The sequence below is a fragment of the Longimicrobiaceae bacterium genome (assembly GCA_036375715.1).
Classification (GTDB): domain Bacteria; phylum Gemmatimonadota; class Gemmatimonadetes; order Longimicrobiales; family Longimicrobiaceae; genus DASVBS01.
This window is the reverse complement of record DASVBS010000054.1, coordinates 1-24150: the sequence shown is the minus strand read 5'-3', so window position 1 is coordinate 24150 and position 24150 is coordinate 1. Positions and strand designations below refer to the sequence as shown.

Below are 24150 nucleotides of genomic sequence, written 5' to 3'. Positions count from 1 at the left end.
GTACTACATCCACTCCGGCGGCGTGCGGCGGTTGAGCTCCTCCGCACGGGCCCGCCGCCGAGATCGGTGTTGACCATCTGCACCGGCAACATCTATCGCAGTCCCTACGCCGCCGTCCTGTTGCAGGCACTTCTGGAAGAGCGCGGTCTCGGGGAACGGATCGAGGTGAGCTCCGCCGGCTTCGTCGGTCCGGACCGGCCATCGCCCGATGACGCGCAAGCCCGGGCCGCCTCCCGCGGCCTGGACCTCTCCACCCACCGCTCGCGTGTGCTCACCCAGGAGCTGGTGGATGAAGCGGATCTGTTGGTGGTGATGGACCCCGAGCACGAGCGCCTGCTACGGCAGCGCTTCACGCTGCGTCCGGAGCAGAAGGTCGTGCTGCTGGGCGACCTCGACCCCCAGCCCATTCCCACCCGGGCGATCCTCGACCCCTGGAGGGGCCAGGCGGACGAGCTGGTGCAGAGCTACGATCGGATCGACCGGTCGGTGGGAAAGCTGGTGGAGGCGCTGGCTGGGGACCGGGATGACAAGGTGACAAGGTGAAGGGGTGAAGGGGTGAGGGGCTGATCTCGGGGACAAGGGGACAAGGAGAGCGGCGAAGCAGGCTGGGTGTCAGTAGCTGCCAGCGTGCCGCCACTTCAGGCAGCGGGTCCCTCAGGTTTGGTCTCCCGCCCCTCCGTGTCTCCTTGTCTTGTCCGAGCGCTCACCCTGTCACGCTCCCGCCACAACATCTGTCGCAACGCGGTGACAGCTTTCGACCGCACGAAAACGGCCTCTCCACGCCCTCCCAGGTTCATCCTAATCGGTTATACCGCAACATCTTAAGGGAGTCGAGAAGTGACGTCACGCGGCGACCGGGTTCCGGGCTTGCGTCCGCCCGCCGCCCGACCGCTGCGTGGATCCAGCACTTTCTTGCACTCCGATGCATCATCACTTCACGGTCGACGTCGAGGAGTACTTCCAGGTCTCGGCGTTGGAGCCGTACGTCGCCAGGAATCAATGGTCCTCCCTTCCGGGCCGGGTCGACAGGAGCACCCGCAGGATCCTGGAGCTGCTCGCGCAGCACGAGGCGACCGGCACCTTCTTCGTCCTCGGCTGGATAGCCAAGCGCTATCCCGACCTGGTGCGGGAGATCGCCGAGGCCGGGCATGAGATCGCCTCTCACGGCTGGGGCCACGACCGCGTGGTCACGGTCACGCCCTTCGAGTTCCGCTCCTGCATCCGCCGCTCGAAGGCCATCCTGGAGGACGTAACAGGAGTCGACGTGCTGGGTTACCGGGCGCCGAGCTATTCCATCGTCCCGGGGTGCGAGTGGGCGCTGGACATCCTGATCGAGGAGGGCTACCGCTACGACTCCAGCCTCTTCCCGGTGGAGCGGAAAGGCTACGGCTTCCCCGGCGGCAAGCGGGACCCGCACTGGCTGCGGCGCGCCGGCGGTGAGCTGGCCGAGCTCCCCCCCGCGACCCTGCGGGTCGGGCGAAAGCTTCTCCCCGCGGGAGGGGGCGGCTATTTCCGGCTGCTCCCCTACGGCCTGACCCGGCGAGCGCTGCGCGACGCGGAGCGGCGGGGTGTGCCGGGGACCTTCTACATCCATCCATGGGAGATCGACCCGGATCAACCGCGCTTCGAGGTGGATCTCGCCACCCGCATCCGGCACTACGGGGCGCTCGCGCGCACCGAGGCGAAGCTCGAGCGGTTGTTGAGCGAGTTCCGCTTCCGCTCTATCGCGCAGACCCTCGAGCTTCCGACCACGACGCTCCAGCCGGCGGCGTGAGGGGACCCAGCCCGCACCCGCAGCCGCTTCAGTAGCTCTCGCGTTCCGCGGCTGCGCTTGACGAACTGATGAGAGGGGCATCCCGGAAGAACGGGTGCCCCTCGCCAGCATTCGTCTCCACCCGACCGGCCTCCTCCCGCCATTCTGCGCTCCCGTCACCGCCCTGCCGATACTCGGAGCCAGCGCACTTCCACCGGCCGCTGCATCACCTGAGAGCCGGACAGGCGGCACCCTCCGAGGCGCAACCAGAATGTCCCGGATTTCGGAAGGTTTTGCGATCCGGAAGCGCCAGCATGCTGCGCAATCGTGAAAGGTGTAGCGGACCCTCAACACCCCCTTGCGCAAAGCAGACGCCTTCCCGGATGAGGCGGGCGCTCCGGAAAGGGCCATAGAGGCCGCTCTACTCGCGATTCCGCGACCCGGACGCTGCAAGGCACCAAGCCTGCACCCCCCCGCGGCCGCTCGTTGCCGGACTTATCGAACTCTGTGATCGGAAATCATCCTGATGCCCGCACCCACCATCGATCTGCTGGACATCGATCCCGCCGCCGAGACGGCGCGAATCGCCGAAGCCATCCGCAAGCAGTTGGGACAGGTCCTCCGACGACGCGGCCTGGTGGTCGCCATGAGCGGCGGCGTCGACAGCTCGGTCTGCGCCGGTCTGGCGGTCCAGGCTCTGGGACCGAAGCGGGTCTTCGGCCTGTTCATGCCGGAGCGCGACTCCGATCCGCAGAGCCACGCCCTCGCCCTCGAGTGGGCCACCAAGCTGGGCATCGAGCACACCACCGAGGACATCGCGCCCACGCTGGCGGCCGCCGGCTGCTACGAGCGCCGCGACGAGGCGATCCGCCGGGTGGTGCCCGAATACGGCCCCGGCTGGAAGATGAAGGTGGTGCTCGCCGGTAACCGGCTGGAGACCGACCAGCTGAACACCTCCTCGCTGGTGGTGCAGTCGCCGGACGGCCAGATCACCCGTCATCGCCTTCCCCCGGCCGAGTACCGGGTGATCGTCGCGGCGACGAACTTCAAGCAGCGCGTGCGCAAGATGCTCGAGTACTACCACGCCGACCGGCTGCACTACGCGGTAGTGGGCACGCCCAACCGGCTGGAGTACGACCAGGGCTTCTTCGTGAAGGGCGGAGACGGCCTCGCCGACCTCAAGCCCATCGCGCACCTCTACAAGACGCAGGTCTACCGCCTGGCGGAGTACCTCGGCGTGCCCAGCGGCGTGACCGCCCGCCCGCCGACCACCGATACGTACTCCCTGCCGCAGACCCAGGAGGAGTTCTACTTCTCGCTGCCGGCCGCGACCATGGACCGCGTGCTCTACGCGCTGAACTCCGGGCTGGACGAGGAGGCGGCCGCCGAGCTGTTGGGGCTCGAGCCCGAGCAGGTCCGTCGCGCCTACCGCGACATCGAGCAGAAGCGGATGACCACGGCCTACCTGCACCAGAGCCCGCTGCTGGTGGAGCCGGTCGCCGAGATCAACACCGCGGAGATCGGGTAAGTGTGCGGCATCGCCGGGATCGCGCGACACGAGCCGTCCGGGGTCGAGCCCCGCACCCTGCTGTGCATGGCCGCCGCCATCCGGCACCGCGGCCCTGACGGCTACGGCTACTTCGCCGGCAGCCGCGTGGGGCTCACGCACGTGCGGCTGAGCATCATCGACCTCGCCCTGGGCGCACAGCCGATGGCGAACGAGGACGGCTCCGTGCTCGTGACCTTTAACGGCGAGGTCTACAACTACATCGAGCTGCGGCAGGAGCTGATCTCTCTCGGCCACGTCTTCCGCACCCACTGCGACACCGAAGTGCTCGTGCACGGCTACGAGCAGTGGGGAGTGGGGATGATCGAGCGGCTGAACGGCCAGTTCGCCTTCGCTATCTACGACCGGCGAAACGAGTCGCTGCTGCTGGTGCGCGACCGCTTCGGCGTGCGCCCGCTCTTCTACGCCCTCCGCGGCGGCAACCTCTACTTCGCCTCCGAGGTCAAGGCGATCCTCGCCAGCGGGGAGGTGAGTGCCGAGCCTGACCTGCGCGGGCTCGACGAGGTCTTCACCTTCTGGGCGGCGCGCCCCCCGCGCACCCCTTTCCGAGGCATCCACAGCCTGGAGCCGGGCGGCTATGCCCTCTGGCGTGATGGCTCTTTGCGCGTCGGTCGGTATTGGGAGGTCGACTATGACGAGGCCGCCGAGGAGTCTCCGGATGCCCTGGCCGAGCTCGACGCGCAGATGCAGTCAAGCATCGACCTGCGCATGCGAGCCGACGTGCCGGTCGGCGGATACCTGAGCGGCGGCATCGACTCCAGCATCACCTGCTCGCTGGCGGCGCTCCGCACGCCGCACGACCTGCGCACCTTCTCGGTGACCTTCCAGGATCCGCGGCTGGATGAGAGCGCCTTCCAGCGGACCGTGGCGGAGGCGATCGGTAGTCGGCACGCGGTGCAGCACATCGGCGAGCGGGAGATCGCCGATACCTTCCCCGGAGTGGTTCGCCACACCGAGACCCCGCTGGTGCGGACCGCCCCGGCGCCGCTCTACCTGCTCTCCCGGCTGACCCGCGACGGCGGGATCAAGGTGGTGCTGACCGGCGAGGGCGCGGACGAGGTCTTCCTCGGTTACGACCTGTTCAAGGAGACCCGCGTCCGCCGCTTCTGCCTGCGCCAGCCGGACTCGAGCTGGCGGCCGCTGCTCTTCGACCGTCTGTACTCCTACCTGGGAGAGGGCAGCAAGGGCGGGGATTTCTGGCGGCGTTTCTTCCTGAACGCTGGCGGGCTGGAGGATCCCCTCTTCTCGCATCTACCGCGCTTCGCCCTCACCTCGCGCATCAAGGACTTCTATTCCGCGTCCGCGCGCGCCCAGCTGGAGGGCTTCGACGCGATGCAGGAGCTGCGGAGCTCTCTGCCGCCGGCCTTCAACCGCTGGTCGCCACTCAACCAGGCCGCCTACCTCGAGATCACCACACTGCTCTCGTCCTACCTGCTCAGCTCGCAGGGGGATCGGATGGCGATGGCGCACAGCGTGGAGGGCCGATTCCCCTTCCTCGACCATCGCCTGTTCGCCTTCATCGCCGCGCTGCCCGTGCACAGCAAGCTGCGCGGGCTGAAGGAGAAGGAGATCCTGCGCCGCTGGGCCAGCAAGGTCGTGCCGCCGGTGGTGGCCCAGCGGCCCAAGCAGCCGTACCGCGCGCCGGATGCCCCCGCCTTTTTCGGGGCGCAGGCGCCGGAGTACGTACGTGAGGCGCTGTCGCCCGAAGCCCTGCTGGCCGCCGGCATCTTCGAGCCCAGGGCGGTGGCGGGGCTGGTGCGCCGGTGCGAGAGCGGAAAGGCAACGGGGTTCCGAGAAAACCAGGCGCTGGTGGCCGTGCTCTCGACCCAGCTGTGGTACCGGGAGTTCGTGGCGGAGTGGCGGAGCCCCGAAGCGCTGCCCATCGAGCGGGCGGACGTGGCGTGGGGAGAGGAGGGGGCATCCGGGGCGATCCGTTTCAGGCAGGAACCCGCACTCGAGTTGCCTGCCGGCAGGTAGAGACTGCAATCGCGAAGAAGAGCCATGCGCACTGATCACAGAGTTCCCGACAGAGGGATCGTCGCTTCTCTGTTCGTGGAGGCGACCCCATGACTGTACCGGCAAAGCCTCGCCGGCTCGCGTCACTCGACGATGTCACGCAGGCGGAATGGGAAGCGCTCGCATCCCGCAACGTGTTCTTCGGCCACCAGTCGGTCGGCCGCAATATCATGGAAGGGGTGCGCGAAATTCTGGCCGAGCGCTCAAACATTCGCCTCCGAATAGTTCAGGGTCCGTACGCCGCGAGCAGCAGCGACGCCGTGTTCATCGACGCGAACATTGGCGAGAATAGGCGGCCCGAAACCAAGGCCCAAGCCTTCGCGAAGGCCGTCGAGAACGGGCTCGGACCCGGAGCGCTCGCGATGTACAAATACTGCTATGTCGACGTGGGCGACCAGACGGACATTCAAGCTCTCTTCGAGGCATATGTCGCCCAGACGCGGCGGCTCGAGCGCGCGCATCCGGACACGACCATAATCCACATCACCGTGCCGCTCACGACCGCTCCCGAAGGAATCAAGGAAAACGTGAAGATCTTTCTGGGGCGTCGCACGGAGACGGCGCTGAACGCGAAGAGGCACCTGTTCAATGAGCTTCTTCGCAAGGAATACGGTGGCAGAGCCCCGATCTTCGACCTGGCGCATCTGGAGTCGATGCGGCCAGACGGAAGCCCCGCGTCCTCGAAGTTCCGCTCGAAAGAGGTTCCAATGCTCGCCCCCGAGTGGACATTCGACAATGGGCACCTCAACGAGTCCGGCCGGCGATATATCGCGGAGCAATTTTTGGTGACGCTGGCTCGTGCGGCGGCCCTCAAGCCCGTTGCGGAAGCATCCTGACCGTTGGACGCGTACGCGTCGAATTATCACAGTCCCACATCAAACACGACCGGACTCATGAGCTCGAACACAGTCGTCGCCCAGATTCGCGAATTCATTACCGACAACTTCCTGTACGCCCGCCCGGACTTCGTCCTGAACGACACCGACGCACTGCTCGGCAGCGGGATCGTGGATTCGATGGGCGTGATGGAGATCGTCGTCTTCCTGGAGGAGCGGTTTGGTCTGGAGGTCAGCGATACTGACATCACTGAGGACAATCTCGGCTCCGTGCAGGCGATCGCGAACTACGTGAACGCTCGGCTCGGCGAGGCAGAGCTGCGCCACATCGCCTGATGACCTCGGAATCGCAGTGAATTGTCGTTGAAAGTCGCTGGTCGGACGTCGGTAGCCTGGTGGAGGTCACCGGTCCGCCGATCCCCACGCCCGCGTACGCGAAAGGAAGATTCGGTGCTCGCAGCCGTTCAGGAAAGCGCATCCGTCAATGTCTCGCTCGCGTCCGCAGACGATGCGGAGGAATGGGACGCATACGTGAGCACGCACCCTGGGAGCTCCTTCTGCCACCTGTGGGGCTGGGGACAGCTGATCCAGGAGGTATTCGGGCATCGCCCGATGTACCTCCTGGCGAGGGAGGAGGCAGGCTCCGTAGACGGAGTGCTTCCGCTGGTATGCATGCGCAGCCTGCTGGGCCGCCACCTGGTCTCCGTGCCGTACGTGAACTACGGGGGGCCCCTCGGCTCACGCGCGGCCTGCGAGGCGCTCACACGCAGCGCTCGCGATCTGGCTGCTCGGAGCGGTGCGCGCAAGCTCGAGCTGCGCTCCCGTGCTCCACAGGAGACGGAGCTTGGACCCAGCCGACAGAAGGTGACGGTCGTGCTGCCCCTTCCTTCGACTGTGGAAGAGCTCTGGCAGCGGACCTTTCGTGCCAAGCTCCGCAGCCAGATCCGCCGCGCGCAGAAGGAGGAGATGGAGGTGCGCTTCGGGCGTGATCAAGTCGACGCGTTCTATCGAGTCTTCTCGCGCAACATGCGCGACCTGGGAACCCCGGTGCTGCCGCGCCCGTTCTTCAGCGGCTTGCCACGCTACTTCGGCGGTCAGGTGGTCTTTGCGGCAGTCTACGCGGATGGCTCGCCGGTGGCCGCCGCATGTGGCTTCACCTGGCGGGACGAATTCGAGATCACGTGGGCGTCCTCTCTCCGCGAGCACAATGCAAAAGCGCCGAACATGCTGCTGTATGCATCGCTCATGGAGGAGATGATTCGACGGGGAGTGCGGGCCTTCAACTTCGGCCGCTGCACACCGGGAAGCGGGACGCATCGCTTCAAACTGCAGTGGGGCGGCACAGAGGAGCCACTGCACTGGTCCACATGGCCCGGAGAAGCAGCCACGGCAGGTGACGAAGGGCGAATCTTTCGGCTTGCCTCGCAGCTCTGGCAGAGAATGCCGCTGCCCCTTGCAGAGCTCCTCGGTCCCGCGATCGCGCGGCGGCTACCTCAGTTCTGACCAACGTGACCAACGACACTGCAATTGCCGTAGGTGTGGAGGCTGCTGCTCCGCCGACTAGAGCCCCGGAGCGCTCGAGCTTGTTGCGGCGCCTCCGACGGCAACTGCCGGCGTGGTCGCCGGTCGCCCCTGTGACGATCGCCCGCACCGCACTGGGGTTCGGAATTTCGGATGCCAGGGCACGCCTGAGCGAACTGCTGTGTCGCGAATACTCCGCCTCGGCAAGCGTACTGACGGATAGCGGCACCCAGGCATTGCAACTGGCACTAGAGCTGGCCTGGTGCGCGAGAGGGAGAAAGGGTGCGGTAGCCCTGCCCGCGTTCGCCTGCTTCGATCTCGCTACCGCCGCGGTGGGGGCTGGGGTGCCGGTTTCCTTCTTCGACGTGGAGCCTACCACCCTCGCGCCCGATCTCGATTCAGTCGAGATGGCTTTGCGGCACGGAGCATCGGTGGTGGTGGTGGCACCCTTGTATGGCATGCCCCCCCCTTGGGACGAGCTCGAAGAGCTGGCGGAGCGGTTCGGCGCGATCCTGATCGAGGACGCGGCGCAAGGTCATGGCGGCCGCTGGCGTGGCAGACCTCTCGGAAGCCTCGGTTCGCTCTCAGTTCTGAGCTTCGGGCGCGGCAAGGGATGGACCGGCGGTGGTGGGGGGGCGCTGCTTCTTCGCGGGGAGTTGCCGCAGGCCATGCCGACCCTCCAACCCGCGGTCGTCGGACAGGACGTCAAGTCGATTGTGTCACTTCTCGCACAGTGGCTTTGCGGCAGGCCCGAGATTTACGGGCTACCCGCTTCCCTGCCCTTCCTGCGGTTGGGGGAGACAGTCTATCGAGACCCCGTTGCTCCCAGGTCGATCGGACGAGCGGCGGCAAACCTGGCCCTCGAGCACCACGCATTGGCCGCGGCCTCAGCATCCCGGCGTAAGGTGACCGCCACGAAATGGCGATCCCTGCTCGACGCTTCGTCCGTCCTGCAGCCCATCGACTGCACCCCCGCGGGAGAAGCTGGCTATCTGCGATTCCCCGCATTGGACCGGTGGGGCCTCTTCGTGGACTGCGCTCATTGCAAGAGCGCCGGCATCATGCCGAGCTACCAGCAAGTGCTCCCCGATCTGCCAGTGTTCGACGGTCTGCACCCGGTTGGACCGCGAAACTGGCCAGGCGCCAGGCTGCTGACTCGCTCGCTCGTCACTCTACCGACTCATGAACGGATCACCGCGACGGACGAGGCGGAGATTGCCTTTCTGCTGACGTCGCGATCAACCGGCAATCAGTGTAAGCCATGATAAATCTCGTGCACCCGCGTAGCCGTGCTTTTCTCGCCTACTTCGGGAAAGCATACCCTGCGCGTACGGCACTGATGGTCATCCTCCAGGTCGTAAGCGGGGTTCTCGAGGGAATAAGCGTGATAACCCTCGTGCCGCTCCTGGAAGTAGCCTCGACTCCCAACGCCGAGGCCAGTTCCGGCCTTGGGCTCGCCCTACAGAACGGAATACGCGCACTCGGCCTCGAGCCATCGCTCGAGATCCTGGTCGGTGTGCTGGTCGTTGGCATCACGTTCAAGGCGATTCTGTTGTGGCTCGCCATGCGGCAGGTGGGATTCACCGTCGCGCGGGTTGCATACGAGCTGCGACTCGAAATGGTAGCGGCACTCCTCAAAGCCAAATGGAGCTACATCGGGAGCCAGGCTTTCGGCGGCTTTGCCGCCAGCATCACCGGAGAATCCAACCGAGCCGCCACCGCATATCGTGAAGCATGTGTAATGCTGGGCGGCCTGCTCCAGGTGGTAATGTACCTGGTGATTTCCGCCCTCATCTCCTGGGAGGTCACCGTGGCAGCTCTGGCCGCGGGGTTCCTCCTTGTTCGAGGACTGCGCAAGTACGTATCGCTGGGCCGGACCGCGGGCGAGGAGCAGACGCGCCACACGCTGAGCATGGCTCGGGCGGTCGTGGAGGCGATGCAGGGGATCAAGCCCATGAAAGCCATGGCGCGCGAGCACCTCTTCTGGCCTCTTTTGAAAGGAGAAGCCGACGGCCTCAACCGGGCTCACCAGAAGAATATCCTGGCTTCGGAGTCAATTCGCCTGTTCCAGGAGCCGATAATCACTCTTGTGCTCGGTGCTGGTCTGGTGGCGCTGCTGACCATCGCCGACCGGTCGTTCTCCTCCATCATCGTACTGGCGTTTGTCTTCTATCGCATGATGACGAGCGTCAGCAACCTGCAGATGCGCTATCAGCTGATGGTCGCGGGTGAGAGCGCGTTCTGGATGGTGCGCGAGCACATCGATGAGGCAAAAGCGCACGAAGAGCAGTCCACCGGAAGCCTGATTCCGGCCCGTCTCAGCAGCAGCATAGAGCTGCGGAGCGTGTCCTTCTCGTACGGCGACCTCATCGTGCTGCACAACCTGAGCATCGAGATACCGGCCGGACGGATCACGGCGCTGGTGGGCCCGTCGGGGTGCGGCAAAACCACCATACTGGATCTGATCACCGGGCTTCGACGCCCCAGCGCAGGTGAAGTGTATGTCGATGACGTTCCGCTCGCCGAGCTCGATCTGAGCGCATGGCGCCAGCAGATCGGCTACGTACCGCAAGAAGTCTTTCTCTTCCACGATACTGTCCGCGAGAACGTAACTCTCGGCGATGCGTCCATCTCCGACGAGAGGGTGGAGCAGGCGTTGAAGGATTCAGGCGCGTGGGACTTCATTACACGCGATCCCGCTGGAATCAATGCCATTATCGCGCCTCAAGGGTCCAATCTTTCGGGCGGCCAGCGTCAACGGCTCGCGATTGCACGAGCGCTCGTTCGGAATCCGGCTCTGATTGTCCTGGACGAAGCGACTTCGGGGCTCGACAGCGAGACGGAGGCAGCGATCCTGGACACGCTCGCGGCGCTCCGCGGACGCGTTACCATCCTTGCGATTTCGCATCAGCCAGCACTGAGGGAGACCGCCGACCTTACGATCCAGCTCGACAGGGGCGGTATCGTGCGGCTCGAAGAAGGTCCGGTTGCGGTGTAGAGGGAGCTCGATGCACCAGTAGAGGAAAGAGGAATTGGTCAGCCCTGAGTCCGGCCGCCGGCTCTCTGAAAGCAACGAACGCCATCCGTTCAGAACTGCAGACCGCTCGCATACCAGAATAGGCACGACGATGTCACAGGTAACGCTTCGCACCCTTCTGCGCCGCCTGCGTTGGGATCTAGCAGATCCGCACGAGCGCCACTACTACGCCTACTGGCTGATATGGCAGATCCCCGGCTTGTTCGGCAATATGCTGCGGGGGCGCTATATCAGCAAGCGCATCAAGAAGGCGGGAACCAACCTGCAGGTGCTCGCCGGGTGCCGCTTCCGGTCGGTTCACAATCTGGAGGTGGGCGACAACGTCACCATCGGCTACGACAATTTCCTCCAGGCAATCGGAGGGCTCAGCCTGGGCGACAACGTCATGCTCGCGCCCGGAGTAAAGATCTGGACTACGAGCCACAACTTCGACGACCCGGACGTGCCTGTCAAAGATCAAGGGCAGACAAACGCCCCGGTGATCATCGGTGAGGACGTCTTTGTCGCCTCCAACGCTTTCATTCACCCGGGCACGGTGCTGCCGAAAGGCTGCATCGTCTCTGCCGGCGCCGTCGTCGAAGGAAAGGTTTACGAGCCGTACTCGATCCTCGCCGGCAATCCCGCTCGTGTGATCGGATACCGCGGCGGTAGACGACCCGTGCGAAACGAAGCGTCGGACGAAGTCGCAACAGCGGCCAGACGTGCGGCACCCGCCGTTTGACCGAGCCCATGTCGTGTGATTCTTTCATCCACTCCTGACCTTCAGATCTAGAGCTGTATGTCGCAGGAAGTCCGGTGGAGTGTTCTCGTTCGGCGGCTACGATGGGACCTGCAGGATCCCCTCGAGCGCAAGTACTACGGGTACTGGCTGCTATGGGAAGTCCCGGGCACCTTCGGCAACGCCCTGCGCGGGCGCTATGTAGCTCGTCGTATGCGTTCGTGCGGCGCGAATCTGCGTGTGCTCCCCGGCGCACGGTTCAGATCTCTCGAGCGGTTGGTCGTAGGAGACAACGTTCTGATCGGAGCCGACAACTTCTGGCAGTCCTCCGGAGGACTGAGGGTTGGCAGCAACGTGCGCACGGGACCGGGGGTCAAGATCTGGAGCGGTAACCACAACTACGACGATCCGGACGTTCCGGTGAATCGGCAAGGTTATACAGAAAAGGAAGTGATCATCGAGGACGATGTCGAGATCGGAGCGAACACCTTCATTTTGCCCGGCGCCGTGCTTTCTCGAGGCTGCCGTGTCCAACCCGGTGCCATCGTCGGCGGCAAGGTCTACCGCCCCTTTTCAATCATCGCTGGAAATCCCGCGCGCGTAGTCGGCCTGATCGACGAGGTCAACGGTCGGGCGGACCAGCCGGCCGACGGCTGAAGCTGCCGGCGCACACGGCGTTACACCCAATGTCTACACTGACGCTCTCCTCTCCGCTTAGTGGAATTGTGGCCATGGGGAGGAAAGCTCTCGCTCATGCTCGTGCGCGCGCCATCCGAGCTGCGTTCGACCTCTTCAGTCTTGTCACACCGGTACGGAGCGATTTCTGGTGCTTCTGCACGTGGGAGGGCTACGCCCACACGCTGGATAATCCCAGAGCGCTGTTCGAGGAGGTAAAGAACGATTCGCGGATCAGGAAGATCATCCTCCAGAAGTCCAAGTCGCCTCCCTCTACTGTTGAAGGCACGAGGGTCACCTTCGTCGCCGCGGAATCGCTGTACGGTGCCTACCTGCTGGCACGATCGAAGGTCCTGGTTACCGGCTATGCCCTCCGGGGCGTGAGCAGCTACAGCTCACGCATCCGCCCGGGACGCCACGACCTGATACAGCTGTGGCACGGCATTCCGCTGAAGCGGATCGGCCGACTCTTTCCCCACGAGACCTGGTGGGAGAAGGAGACGCCGCATTACTCCGCGATCGTCTGCTCCAGCGAGCGGGACCGCGAAATCATGGCTCAGGCTTTCGCCCCTATCCCGATGGATCGGGTCTGGCTGACGGGCTTACCACGAAACAGCCTGATTCTCAAGGAAGAGTCCGCGCTGCCGGCCGATTACAGAAGCGCACTGGCTCACCTCGACAGCCTTCTGGACGGCCGACGGCTTGTGATCTATGCCCCTACCTGGAGGGAAAGGCCCGAGTCGCTCTATTCCTTCAGCGAGGAAGAGCAGGACGTCCTGGCCTGCCTGCTTCGCCGTCACAACGCGGTGCTCGGTGTTCGCGGACACGCCAATGTGAGGCATCGCAGCGTCTACCGAGACATGCGGGAGAGCGAAGCGATCATTTCCCTGAACGAGTTTGCGGACGTCAACGTCATCCTCCGTCGAGGGCACGTCCTCGTCACGGATTACTCCAGCATATACATCGACTTCCTCCTTCTCGACAGGCCGATCATCCACTTTGCCTACGATCTGGAAGCCTACGTACGGGAGCGGGGCTTTCTCTACGATCTGGACGATGCGTTCGGCGGGGCCTGCTGCACCACCTTCGATCATCTCCTAACCGAGCTGGAGCGTGCGCTGGTGGATTCGGATCACTGCCGGGAAAGACGCCTGAAAGCACGCCGACTCTTCCATACTCATTCCACCGACGCGGCCGCAGCTGTACGTGACCGATTGTTCGGTCTGCTCGACTCACCCTCACCCAAGGCGACGGCATGAAACGGGTTATCACCTTCGGCACGTTCGACGTACTGCACGTCGGCCACGTCAACATTCTCGAGCGCGCCCGCGCCCTGGGCGACCAGCTCATCGTCGGCGTGTCGTCGGACGCTCTGAATATCAAGAAGAAGGGACGCAGTCCGGTCTATTGCCAGGAAGACAGAATCAAGATCATCTCTGCGTTACGTTGCGTCGACCACGTCTTCGTCGAGGAGTCGCTGGAGGCCAAGCGCGACTACATTCTTCAGTGGGGCGCCCACATCCTCGTCATGGGGAACGACTGGGAGGGCCGATTCGATGACCTCTCCGATTGCTGTGAGGTCAAGTACCTGCCCCGGACGCCGTCGATCTCCACCACCGAAGTCATCGAGGTCGTACGTCGCGGCGGTGCGGTTGGAAGCCGTGTGGCGGTGGGTGGCCTGGCTGGGGTTACTAAGTAGAAGCGCGTACCTGATGAGTGTCACCAAGGGTGGCTTGACGCGCGAAGCCGGGCTGCAGCGCGATAGTTGCTCCGACTCGAGCTCGCCCCTGCCTGAAGGAGAGCCCGCTCGACTCCGCGTGCTGTACGTAGACTACAGCATCGGCTTCGGCGGCGCGATCAAGAGCCTGGGGTTGACACTGGGAAAGCTGGCGGGCGTGGAGCCTCTGCTCCTCACCACCCAGAAGCCCGACCTCGTCGAGCGGTGGCTGCCCCAGTGCAGGGTGTGGTACTTCCGCCGATGGGTGAATTACCGCTCGATCGCGGCTGTCATCGAGTGGGCGGATCGGCACGTGCGCTTGCGCGGCGTACGCTGGGCAGTGCGCAAGCTCATTGCCGTGATCAACGTGGGAACCGCCATCAAGAATACTGCGTGGCTCCTGTGGCTTCTGCGGCGTGAGCAGGTGGATCTGGTCCACCTCAACAACGGCTTCGTCCCCGCCGAGGCACTGCTCGCCACGCGCATATCAAAGGTCCCATGCATCGTACATCTGCGCGAATTTGCGTCTGCGCCTTTGAATGACCGCCTCGCGCCGGTCGACCATGTCTCTCGTGTCATTGCCGTTTCCGACGCTGTGGCGAAAGGGCTGGCCGACCTCGGGTTTGACCCGGAACGCATCACCACCATACACGATCCCGTCGACATCGATCGCGTTACACGGAGCGCGTGTGACCGTGCACGGATCCGCGCCCACCTCGGCATCAGCGACGAGGATCTGGCGATTGGCATCTTCGGTCGCGTGGTGCGGTGGAAGGGTCAGCACATATTCGTGGAGGCCGCTATCGCTGCTATGCGGGCGAATCCGCGCGTTCGCGCCGTGATTGTAGGAGACGAGTCTGACGGCCAAAAGAGGTACTTCGACGGGATCCGACAGATGATCGCGGAATCGGGTCTGGCCGATCGCTTCATTCTCACTGGATACGTCACAGACGTCGAGGCCTACTACCACGCCATGGATATCGTCGTGCACGCATCCATCGAGCCGGAACCGTTCGGGATGGTGGTCCCAGAGGCAATGACGGCGGGACGCGCCGTTATCGCCGTCAAGGTAGGCGGTCCGGCTGAGGTTATTAGCGACGGCCTGACCGGCATTCTGGTGCGCCCTGGGGATTGTGGCGCCTTGACGAAAGCCATGGAGTTGCTGCTTCACGACTCGCCGAGGCGTGCCGACATCGGCAGCTCGGCGGCCCACGAAGCGAGGTACCGCTTTTCCCTCACGAAGAACGCTGCCGCTGTGGCAGCCGTGTATAAGACACTGTTTCCTCAGTTTCGCCCCGACAATCCGTTGTTCTATGACTCCGGATTTTCCAGATAAGCTGGCTTCTAGACGAGACTTAATGCGCCACTCCTTGCAACGCGTCGCGCCCTACGCTTAGCCACTTCACAGGCACCAGACGAGATGCGTGGAGTCGCAACCATATCTCCTACCACAGTCCGCTGCCACAGCGCAAAGTAACTGGCCGCGTCTATAGAAGCAGGTAGCCATGCACAGCAAATTGCTAGGGGCGTATTTCGCAGCCCCCGTTTGGATGCAAAACATTCTTATCTCAGCTTATGGTGCACGGCTGCGCCGGGCGCGCTATGGGTCGATGCAGCGCGCCTTCCTGGCGGACCTTCTAAGGTCACAATGGTTCTCGCCCGAACAACTTCGGGAACTCCAGCTTCGGCGATTGAACGACATTCTACAGATTGCCCGGGGAGTACCCCTCTATCGGGAACGGCTTCCCACGACTCGGGTTGATTCCTTGGAGGATTTGCGCCGCCTTCCGATCCTGAGAAAGGACGATCTTCGTGGGCCGCGGGATCAACTTATCAGCCCGACCGTGCCGCACCGAGCAATCCACGAAATTCATACAGGGGGCACGACAGGCACTCCCTTAACCGTGTATTGTGACCGGTCAGCTCTCCAGCGCAACTACGCCTTCTTTAGCCGATTGTTGGCCTGGGCCGGTATTTGTCCCGGAACGCGCACGGCTACGTTTGCAGGCCGTACGGTGGTGCCCCCGAATCAGTCGGCCCCGCCCTACTGGCGGCGCAACTATGCTGCCTCGACGCTGCTATTTTCCTCTTACCATATCTCCGCCGCGACCATTCCGGCATACGTGCGCGAGTTGGCCTCGTTCCAGCCTGAGCTCATCGACAGCTATCCATCTAGCATCGTTCCGATTGCCCGCTACATCCTTCAGAACGGTATCGATACGATTCGACCGCGCGCAATCGTTACATCGTCGGAGACTCTCGACCCGACCTCTCGGAAACTGATCTCCACCGCGTTCGGAGCTCCCGTGTTCGACTATTACGGCGGGGCCGAGATGGCCGCGTTCGTAACTCAGTGCGAACAGGGAGAGTACCATGTGAATCCCGAGTACGGGATCGTTGAGATTCTCACTGAGGGAGCCCCCGCACCGCCTGGCGAGGTTGGAGAGATCATCGCCACCGGCTTCGTCAACGGAGTCATGCCGGTAATACGCTACGCAACTGGTGATCTCGCTTCTTGGGGGGACAAGCCGTGCAAGTGCGGGCGCGCCTTTCCCGTGATCAGTCGTATTGAGGGACGACGAGACGATATCATCGTCACGCCGGAGGGGAGGCGTGTAGGGCGGCTTGACCCGGTTTTTAAAGCCGTTACCCAAATACACGAAGCTCAGATCGTTCAGGATGCGCCCGACCACGTTACCGCAAAGATCGTCGCTGAGGACCTGCCAAAGAGCCAACTCGATGCGCTAACTGCCGAACTCAAACTTCGACTTGGACCTTCAATGAGGGTTGAGGTGGTTTTCGTAGGTTCGATTCCTAGGACGCGCGGGGGGAAGTTCCGCGCAGTCGTAAACCTCTGCCATCGGCATCAAGATTGATCCGGCTTTCTGAACGTCCCAATTGGCGACAACTCGCCCCATTGGTCGTCAAATTGCACCAGCACCGGTCACGTTCATGCATGGCTCGCAGTCTGCTCCTTGCTAGTGGATATTAGTCCCATGCCCACCTCGAGCCTTGAACACCGCTTCTCAGAGCACGCTGGCCAGCCCGCGGAGCGAATTGGGCGCAAACGACTCTTGTTTTTATGCCAAACACTCCCATTCCCGCCCGATGGGGGTGTTCAGATCAGGTCCTATAATATCCTGCGCCTTCTGTCCTACAAGTATGACGTGACGGCGCTGTGCTTCTTTCGTCGAGCGACCCGTCCATCCCCTGAAGCCGTTGAAGCAGGGATCGCGGGTCTAAGCGGCATGGCTCAAGTGGAAGCCTTCCAAATACCGCAGGAGTTCAGCCGTCTCCGACTCCTTTGGGACCACGTAAGGAGTGCGACTAGCCGGCGACCCTATACGGTGTTCGCGTACGACTCTGCAGAGTTCGCTAAGCGGCTTAAAGAGCTCTTAAGGTTTGAACGGTTCGATCTCGTTCACTTGGATAGCCTCGATTTATCGAGCTATCTCCCCGCGCTGAACGGACTGCCAGTCGCCTGCACACACCACAATATCGAATCAGATCTATTGGCAAGACGTGCGCTCACTGAAGAATCCCCCTGGAAGCGTTACTACTTCCGAATTCAAGCAAGTTTGCTTCGTTCCGAGGAAGCGCGGTGGTGCCCAAAGATCGATCTGAATGCCGTCGTATCCGATGCTGATGGATCGCGGCTAACTGCAATAGCTCCTGGAGCCAACGTTATCACAATTCCGAATGGGGTAGATACCAAAGCCTTTCGGCCTTCTCCAAGCACCGCGTCAGCCCGAAGCATTGTCTTTGTCGGGGGGTACAGTTGGTACCCAAATCGCGATGCGCTCTACTACTTCGGGGAAGAAATTCTACCGCGCATACGTCGCACAACCAATGTTGCTGTCACCTGGGTGGGTCGAGCACCGACGAGTGTGATTGACGAATGCTCCCGGAAATATGGGATACGGCTGACAGGCTACGTCGAGGATATTCGTCCGTTTGTCGAGTCTGCTGCGTGTTACGTTGTGCCTCTGCGCATTGGAGGTGGAACCAGATTGAAGATCCTTGACGCTTGGGCTATGGGAAAGGCCGTTGTGTCGACGTCAGTTGGCTGCGAAGGCCTCCAGGCGGTGGATCGGGAAAACATTCTCATTCGGGACGATGCGGATGCGTTTGCTTCGTCCGTTGTCGAACTTCTCGAAGATGTCAGCCTTCGCGAGCGGATTGGCCGCGCTGCTCGGCAGACTGCCGAGGAAATCTACGATTGGGATGTGATCGGAGAGAAGCTGCATGATGCTTACGATCGGCTGATCTCCCCAAGCCGGGCGGTGGCCTAGGACAAACGTTCCCATTGAAAGCCCTGATCACTGCCAATCGGGAGCCCCGCTGCCGGCCATTCCCCGCTCCGCAATGGGGCGACGGACGATCGGCGGACAGAATTGCAGTCTGCCCGGATGATCGACGTCCTTTCAAATCGGATCCACGTCCAGGGCATCGACTTCTGGACCGGAAACTACAGTAACCCTCCAGAGACCCGACCCCAGTCGATATCCAGGGGAGCGCGCCTCACTCCAATTGATCATGGCACCGTCCCTCGGGCTGAGGCGGCGGTGCCATGCTAATGAGGAGGCGCCGAAGCGACTACAGAGCGGCTTACCAGCTAGCGAGACTACCAGCCTGGATCGCTAGTATAGATCTTAATGTCGTCGACGTAGAATACAGTCGGCTCCGTATACCTACCATTGTCCCAGCCCCAGAAATACCCCGCTGTAAGAACATTGGCTTCTGCACGATCCGCGCTGTTGTTGTCATTGATGTCGTTCAACAGCAACTCATCCCCTCGCCACAGCTTCTGGATGCCATTGCGCTGGCCCATGTCTGAGAGTTTTAGGTGAATGCGGATCCGCTGCCATGTTCCGTGATGACTGGCGTCGAAAATGTTAGCATTGCGGCCAGTGTACTCCGCGTATGTGGAGTTGGGGCCATATCGATTCATATTAATATAGGAATCGCCGGTGTCACCGATGGCCCAGAGCTGGAATGTTCCCATTCCGGGTGCACTGTACCCATTGGGGCCCCACCACGCGAAGAACTTGTTGTTGTTTGCGTTGTCTACGCGATGGTGGAAATAGTTCTCCGGGATGTAGACGTAATACTCCAACCAGTACTCCTGCACCGGATCATGAGCGAAGCGCTGCTCCGCCCACCTATAGCCGCCTTCGTAAGGCCCGTACCGAAATTCGAGCGAGCGGGATCCTGAGTGTGCACGTCCACTGGAAACGCTGGTGGACCGCCCATCCGTCCATCGGAAGAAGGAGTTGCCTCCCGTAACGTCCGCACCGTCGGCGTACAATTCGAAATCCTCAACAAATGCGGGGCTCGAATCTGATGGATCAGGTGGAGGATCCTGCGTCGATGGCGGTTCGATAACGGCTACGGTAACTCTGTCACTTATTCCGCCCGCGGCGGCCGTTATTGTCGCGGAACCGGAGCCAACGGCGGTCACCCGGCCCGTATTCGTGACTGTTGCAACGGCGGCATTGCTGCTTGACCAGGTAACCGTCTGATCAGGCAACTCCTGGCCGGCTCCGTCGCGGACTACAGCCGTCAGTTGAAGGGTTTCCCCGACCTCGAGCTCAGCCGAAGCTGGCGATACCTCCACACTGCCGATGGCGGGGGTCGGGTACTCCGGCTCCTCCGGATCCTCAGCCTCGGGCGGCGTGAAGGTATTGCAGCTCTGCTCGGCACTGGACCTTCCAGCAGCATTCACTGAGGCGACGCAGAACCAGTAGGTCTCATCCCGTACCGGCGCCTTCACGGTCAACTGGGCCGCCTCCGTGGAGCCCGCCTTCTGCCACCTGCCTGAGTTGGTACCAGTACTCCACTTGTACGACACAGCCTCCTGTACCGCACCCCAGGTAGCCTGGATGCTAAAGGTATCCGCGTTGACGGAGGCGAGTGTGACCTTGGGAGTAGTCGGCCGAGCTGGAAGACCGGCAGTATCGGCAGGCTCTTCAGGCCCTGGCTCCTCCGGTCCCGGTTCCTCGGGCGCTGGATCTTCAGGCGCAGGCTCCTCAGGCTCAGGCTGCTGTGGTTCCTGCGGCGAAGCCTTCGCCGGGGCGTCGGCGGTCGCGCACTTTGGCTCAGCACTCCGATTCCCAGCAGCGTCTACCGCACGCACACAGAGCCAGTACTCTTCGTCCCGGAAGGGCGCACGCGTGGTCACCACCGAATCCTTGACGGAGCCGCGGGCCGACCACCGGCCGGAGTTCGTTCCCGCCGTCCAGTCGTAGGAGACCGCGTCCTCGACGGACGTCCAGTGTGCCCGAACCCGGACGCTGTCGTCGCCCACGAGGGCCAGCTCGAGACGAGAGCTCGCCGGCCTGATAGGCGGCTCCTTGTCCACCACCCCCGTCGCAACAAACTGCGCCAGCACGAACTTCTCACCCGAAGCGGGATCGACCGCCCGCGCCTCCAAGCGGTTCTCACCCGGCTCATTGCCCAGGGTCCACCACTCCTGGGCCTGGCCATTCTCGTCGGTCAAGGCGACGCCGGCAAAGACGCTCCCGCCGCCCGCGGTCACCCGGAAGTTGACCACCTGCTTCTCTACCGGCTGGCCGTCCCGACCAATCACCCGGACGATGAGGGGGGCGGGGAGCTGCGTGCCCACCAGCGCCGCCTGCCGGTCGCCGGACACGATGTCCATGCGCGCGAGCGTCGCCAGCTCGGCTCGAGCCTCCAACGGCTGGTCTCCACACCCGGCGGAGAGGCCGAGCACCAACGGAATCCAGAGCATGTCCTTCGCTGTTCGAATCCGCACCATCGCTTTGTCTCCACGCAGGATTGGCACGCCGCGTTCCGCGACTCCCTCTTACCGGATTTATCGGCGCAAGCTGCCGCTCATTTCGTCCGCTACCTCAAAGGCTTCCCCCCCCCGAATCCGGCACGACAAAAAGCCGCCAGCATCGAGATCCTCGATAGCTGGCGGCCAGGCGAGCATGGCGGCGGCGCCGCTGTAGCCCCTTAGCTCTGCGTCCCTGCCTTTCGACAGGTTTGCTCTGAGCAGCGTCTATATTTTCGTCGTCGCAGCGAAGGTAAATGGAAGTCTCGGACCACGCAACCCTCGTGATCTCGAGATCGCGCGCCGAGCCGCTAAACGATTACAATATATACGCTTATATGACATCTCTCGCGCCGAGAATCGGCAGGAGATGGAGTGCCGCCCGAGCGCGTTCCGCCCATACCATTGCAGATTGCCAGACACCGTTACGGATACATTCGGACATTGTTGCGAATATGCAACAAATGTTGCCGGTGGCGCTGGCTCTGGTAAGCCCCGCGGATGATTGTTCGGGCGTTGGGTCGTTCAAAACCGCGAGGTGAGCGGGCGTCAGCGAATGGATCGAACCACGCTCCAGGCGGTTTGAATCGTGCCAGAGAGACCGGACCTCGAACCGGCTTCGCGGAACACAGACGGAGAGAAGACCTGTTGATGTCGAGCACGAGCCAGGCGCTCCAAAGGGTGGGTCGGATCCGCCAGGGGCTGGCGGGAGCAACCGGGGGTCATCCTGGCGACCCCCTGTACCGGCTCGATCCCAGAGTGATCTGGCGCTTCCTGAGAAGGGAGTCGGCTGCGTTCTGGTGCATCAACATCTACCTCTTCTTCGAGTACGTGCGGCCTCAGTCCATCTACGAGGCGATCGCCGGTCCACCATGGGCGCAGCTCTCTCTGATTGCCACGATGGGAGCGCTCTTCTTCGAGCGGCGGAAGGCAAAGCCCGGTACGGTAGCAGACGCAACCTTGCTCCTGTTTAGCTGTGTCCTCGTCATCTCCTGCATTACCGCATTCCAGCCGGCGATCTCTTTCGGCCTGATCTCCGAGTACTTCGCCTGGGTGCTGATCTTCCTCCTGATCTCGAACATCGTGGTCACGGAGCAACGGTTCCTGGTCTTCATGCTGGCGTTCGTCCTCTACAACTTCAAGATGTCCCAGCACGCAACCCGCTCCTGGGCGAGCGCGGGATTCGCATTCCGCGACTGGGGCACGACCGGCGCACCTGGCTGGTTTCACAACTCGGGTGAGTTCGGCATCGAGATGAACGTCTTCCTGCCGATCGTCGTCTACTTCCTGATCGGTTTGCAAGCGCACTGGGGGTGGAAGCTGAAGGCGCTCTTCGGCTTGATCATCGCGACGGTGGTCGTCGGAACGATCGGATCCTCCTCGCGCGGCGCCATGCTCGGAATGGCGGTCGTCGGGCTGTATCTACTGGCGAAATCAGAGCACAAGCTCAAAGGGGCGCTCGCACTGACTGCACTTGCTGCCCTCAGCTTTTTCCTCCTGCCCGAGGAATCGCTCGATCGGTTCCGCTCCATGGGGGAGGACGGGACCTCCGTCTCGCGCAAGATCTACTGGGCCGCCGGTCTCCAAGCGATGCGGGAGCATCCGATCTTCGGCATCGGGTACGGAAACTGGACAGAATACATGCGGCAAGTCCACGGCGGACTGGGTCTCCCCCACAACATCTTCATCCAGGCGGGGGCGGAGCTCGGCTACATCGGATTGCTCGCCTTCATCGCCATGATCATCGCCACCTTCGTGGTGAACTATCAGACCCGGAAGCTGCTCCGGCCCCTGAGGGAGCGAGGACGCTTCCTATCCTGCATGGCCAACGGCCTCGACGGGGCGTTGATCGGCTTCATGGTGAGCGGCTCCTTCGTCACCGTGCTCTACTATCCCTACTTCTGGATCAATCTGGCGATGACGGTCGCTCTGCATAACGCCGCGCGGCACACGGTCAAACAGGTTCGCAAAGAGGCACGGGCCCGCCAACACCTCGCCACCCAGCGCACGCCCCTGCCGATCCCGGCTCCGGGAGGCGCTCGATGAAGCGCATCCTGCACTTCATCAACACCGGCGGTCCGGGCGGGGCGGAGACGGTATATCTGGCTCTGGTCACAGGACTGGACCGGTCCCGTTGGCACTCCACGGCGATCCTGCCAGAGGTCGACTGGCTAGCGGGAGAGCTGTCGGCGGCAGGCATCCAGCCACGCATCGACTCGGCGCGGCGCCTCTACGACCTCCCGTTCTTCCGGCGACTGCTACGCCTGGTCCGCGACGAAGGCATCGAGGTCATCCACAGCCACCTCTTCGGACCCACGGTGGAGGCGGGGATCGTGGGGATGCTGACCGGCGTGCCGGTGGTGGGGACGATTCACGGCCAGGGGGACCTGTCGCCCCGCGAACGCCTCAAGGCGCTCAAGTTCGGTCTCATCCGCCGGGGGGTGTCGCGCCTGGTCTTCGTCTCGGACTCACTGCGCGACAGCTTCCTGGCCGAGGGCCCCTTCCCGCGCGAACGCACGGCGGTGATCCCCAACGGGGTGGACCCGCGCCGGCACGAAGGCCTGGACCGGGCCGCCGCTCGCGCGGAGCTGGGTGTTCCGGAGGATGCCTTCCTGGTAGGCGCGCTCGGAAACCTGCGGCCGGTCAAGCGCTACGACCTCTTCCTGGAGGCCGCGGCCCTTCTGCGGCAGCGATCTCCGGACTACCGCTTCGTGGTCGTCGGCCAGACGCCGCCGCAGCTCCACGGGGAGCTGTTCGCTCTGCGCGATCGGCTAGGACTCGCCGATGTCGTCCAGTTCACCGGCTTCCGCTCCGATGCGGAACGCCTCCTGGCCGCCATGGACCTCTTCACGGTCACCTCGGACAGCGAGGGCTTCTCCATCGCGACCGTGCAGGCCATGGTCAGCCGCCTCCCGGTCGTCGCCACCCGCTGCGGTGGACCCGAGGAGATCCTCGAGCACGGACGCACCGGGGTGCTCGTGCACACGGGCTCCGCGCGGGAGATCGCGGACGCGATCGAGACCCTGCGTCGCGAACCGGCCCGCCGGGCAAGCCTGGGAGAGGCTGCACGCCACGCCGCCATCGAACGCTACTCGCTGGCGGCGCAGATCCGTGCATACGAGGGACTGTACGAGCAGGTCATCGCAGAGCGAGGGCGGCGCAAGACGCGCGTGGCGAGCTCAGAAATGCGCCCTGTCGACCGTGCCGAGGCAACGGACGAACCATCTGATGTCGAGCAGCAAGGTAGCGCCGTGGAGGTGGACACATTGGCCGCGGCCCCCCGCTCCTGATGCCGCCTTCCAGCCCGGTGTCGACGATCCTGATCACGGACGGAGAGCAGCGCGCCGCGCTGGCGGCGGCGCGCTCGCTGGGTGCGGCGGGGCACCACGTCGTCGTCTGCTCCACGCGCGCGCGATCGCTCGCCGGCGCTTCGCGCTTTGTCGCGGCGGAATATCAGGTACCGAACGCGCTGAATGAGCCCGGCGCCTTCGTCGAAGCGGTGAGGGCGATCGTC

General features: G+C 63.3%; 20 protein-coding genes and 1 riboswitch. Of the genes, 19 read left to right on the top strand and 1 reads right to left on the bottom strand.

Annotation, left to right across the window (positions count from 1 at the left end):
* Window positions 1–66 precede the first annotated feature (66 nt).
* From VF167_10685 to VF167_10610, 16 genes are all read left to right on the top strand, one after another.
* Window positions 67–543, top strand: a complete 477-nt coding sequence (locus VF167_10685) for a hypothetical protein (protein ID HEX6925893.1) — start codon at window positions 67–69, stop codon at window positions 541–543.
* Window positions 544–922: 379 nt separating this feature from the next.
* Window positions 923–1774, top strand: a complete 852-nt coding sequence (locus VF167_10680) for an XrtA system polysaccharide deacetylase (GenBank protein ID HEX6925892.1) — start codon at window positions 923–925, stop codon at window positions 1772–1774.
* Between the two features lie 505 nt (window positions 1775–2279).
* Window positions 2280–3281: an NAD(+) synthase gene (nadE, locus tag VF167_10675; protein ID HEX6925891.1), complete on the top strand. Its 1002-nt coding sequence runs from the start codon at window positions 2280–2282 to the stop codon at window positions 3279–3281.
* Entirely contained in the window at window positions 3282–5297 is a 2016-nt protein-coding gene (gene asnB, locus VF167_10670; GenBank protein HEX6925890.1) for an asparagine synthase (glutamine-hydrolyzing), read from the top strand.
* 173 nt (window positions 5298–5470) lie between these two features.
* Window positions 5471–6172, top strand: coding sequence for a hypothetical protein (locus tag VF167_10665; GenBank protein HEX6925889.1), 702 nt, complete (start codon window positions 5471–5473; stop codon window positions 6170–6172).
* Window positions 6173–6229: 57 nt separating this feature from the next.
* Window positions 6230–6508, top strand: coding sequence for an acyl carrier protein (locus tag VF167_10660; protein HEX6925888.1), 279 nt, complete (start codon window positions 6230–6232; stop codon window positions 6506–6508).
* A gap of 114 nt (window positions 6509–6622) precedes the next feature.
* Window positions 6623–7675 carry a FemAB family XrtA/PEP-CTERM system-associated protein gene (locus VF167_10655; GenBank protein HEX6925887.1) on the top strand — a complete coding sequence of 351 codons (1053 nt, stop codon included), beginning with the start codon at window positions 6623–6625 and terminating at the stop codon, window positions 7673–7675.
* 5 nt (window positions 7676–7680) lie between these two features.
* A complete protein-coding gene (locus tag VF167_10650; protein ID HEX6925886.1) occupies window positions 7681–8958 on the top strand; it encodes a DegT/DnrJ/EryC1/StrS family aminotransferase in 1278 nt (425 codons plus the stop codon).
* On the top strand, window positions 8955–10691 hold the full coding sequence (locus VF167_10645) for an ABC transporter ATP-binding protein (GenBank protein HEX6925885.1): 1737 nt from the start codon (window positions 8955–8957) through the stop codon (window positions 10689–10691). Before VF167_10650 ends, VF167_10645 begins: the two co-directional genes overlap by 4 nt.
* A gap of 130 nt (window positions 10692–10821) precedes the next feature.
* A complete protein-coding gene (locus VF167_10640; GenBank protein HEX6925884.1) occupies window positions 10822–11451 on the top strand; it encodes an acyltransferase in 630 nt (209 codons plus the stop codon).
* Window positions 11452–11508: 57 nt separating this feature from the next.
* The gene (locus VF167_10635) at window positions 11509–12105 is read left to right on the top strand and encodes an acyltransferase (protein HEX6925883.1); all 597 of its coding nucleotides are present in this window, start codon (window positions 11509–11511) and stop codon (window positions 12103–12105) included.
* Window positions 12106–12179: 74 nt separating this feature from the next.
* Window positions 12180–13382 carry a CDP-glycerol glycerophosphotransferase family protein gene (locus tag VF167_10630; protein ID HEX6925882.1) on the top strand — a complete coding sequence of 401 codons (1203 nt, stop codon included), beginning with the start codon at window positions 12180–12182 and terminating at the stop codon, window positions 13380–13382.
* Window positions 13379–13822, top strand: coding sequence for an adenylyltransferase/cytidyltransferase family protein (locus VF167_10625; protein ID HEX6925881.1), 444 nt, complete (start codon window positions 13379–13381; stop codon window positions 13820–13822). The genes VF167_10630 and VF167_10625 overlap by 4 nt, the downstream gene beginning before the upstream one ends.
* A 118-nt stretch (window positions 13823–13940) precedes the next feature.
* On the top strand, window positions 13941–15176 hold the full coding sequence (locus VF167_10620) for a glycosyltransferase (GenBank protein ID HEX6925880.1): 1236 nt from the start codon (window positions 13941–13943) through the stop codon (window positions 15174–15176).
* Between the two features lie 787 nt (window positions 15177–15963).
* Window positions 15964–16716, top strand: coding sequence for a hypothetical protein (locus tag VF167_10615; GenBank protein ID HEX6925879.1), 753 nt, complete (start codon window positions 15964–15966; stop codon window positions 16714–16716).
* 120 nt (window positions 16717–16836) lie between these two features.
* Window positions 16837–18132 carry a glycosyltransferase family 4 protein gene (locus VF167_10610; GenBank protein ID HEX6925878.1) on the top strand — a complete coding sequence of 432 codons (1296 nt, stop codon included), beginning with the start codon at window positions 16837–16839 and terminating at the stop codon, window positions 18130–18132.
* 332 nt (window positions 18133–18464) lie between these two features.
* Here the strand turns inward: VF167_10610 and VF167_10605 are convergent, their stop codons facing one another.
* Window positions 18465–20573, bottom strand: a complete 2109-nt coding sequence (locus VF167_10605) for an Ig-like domain-containing protein (GenBank protein ID HEX6925877.1) — start codon at window positions 20571–20573, stop codon at window positions 18465–18467.
* A gap of 202 nt (window positions 20574–20775) precedes the next feature.
* Window positions 20776–20863, bottom strand: a riboswitch (cyclic di-GMP riboswitch).
* A 424-nt stretch (window positions 20864–21287) separates the two neighbouring features.
* Between VF167_10605 and VF167_10600 the strand changes: the two genes are divergently transcribed.
* The 3 genes from VF167_10600 to VF167_10590 form a co-directional block, all read left to right on the top strand.
* Window positions 21288–22682 carry an O-antigen ligase family protein gene (locus tag VF167_10600; GenBank protein HEX6925876.1) on the top strand — a complete coding sequence of 465 codons (1395 nt, stop codon included), beginning with the start codon at window positions 21288–21290 and terminating at the stop codon, window positions 22680–22682.
* Window positions 22679–23926: a glycosyltransferase gene (locus VF167_10595; protein ID HEX6925875.1), complete on the top strand. Its 1248-nt coding sequence runs from the start codon at window positions 22679–22681 to the stop codon at window positions 23924–23926. The genes VF167_10600 and VF167_10595 overlap by 4 nt, the downstream gene beginning before the upstream one ends.
* A 17-nt stretch (window positions 23927–23943) precedes the next feature.
* Window positions 23944–24150, top strand: a 207-nt coding sequence (locus VF167_10590) for a hypothetical protein (GenBank protein ID HEX6925874.1), incomplete at its 3' end; no start/stop codon positions are given.

Coding starts and splice junctions, on each gene's coding strand:
- VF167_10600 (HEX6925876.1), top strand. CDS start 21,288: ATGTCGAGCACGAGCCAGGCGCTCCAAAGGGTGGGTCGGATCCGCCAG.
- VF167_10625 (HEX6925881.1), top strand. CDS start 13,379: ATGAAACGGGTTATCACCTTCGGCACGTTCGACGTACTGCACGTCGGC.
- VF167_10635 (HEX6925883.1), top strand. CDS start 11,509: ATGTCGCAGGAAGTCCGGTGGAGTGTTCTCGTTCGGCGGCTACGATGG.
- VF167_10630 (HEX6925882.1), top strand. CDS start 12,180: ATGGGGAGGAAAGCTCTCGCTCATGCTCGTGCGCGCGCCATCCGAGCT.
- nadE (HEX6925891.1), top strand. CDS start 2,280: ATGCCCGCACCCACCATCGATCTGCTGGACATCGATCCCGCCGCCGAG.
- VF167_10640 (HEX6925884.1), top strand. CDS start 10,822: ATGTCACAGGTAACGCTTCGCACCCTTCTGCGCCGCCTGCGTTGGGAT.
- VF167_10610 (HEX6925878.1), top strand. CDS start 16,837: ATGCCCACCTCGAGCCTTGAACACCGCTTCTCAGAGCACGCTGGCCAG.
- VF167_10645 (HEX6925885.1), top strand. CDS start 8,955: ATGATAAATCTCGTGCACCCGCGTAGCCGTGCTTTTCTCGCCTACTTC.
- VF167_10660 (HEX6925888.1), top strand. CDS start 6,230: ATGAGCTCGAACACAGTCGTCGCCCAGATTCGCGAATTCATTACCGAC.
- VF167_10680 (HEX6925892.1), top strand. CDS start 923: ATGCATCATCACTTCACGGTCGACGTCGAGGAGTACTTCCAGGTCTCG.
- VF167_10595 (HEX6925875.1), top strand. CDS start 22,679: ATGAAGCGCATCCTGCACTTCATCAACACCGGCGGTCCGGGCGGGGCG.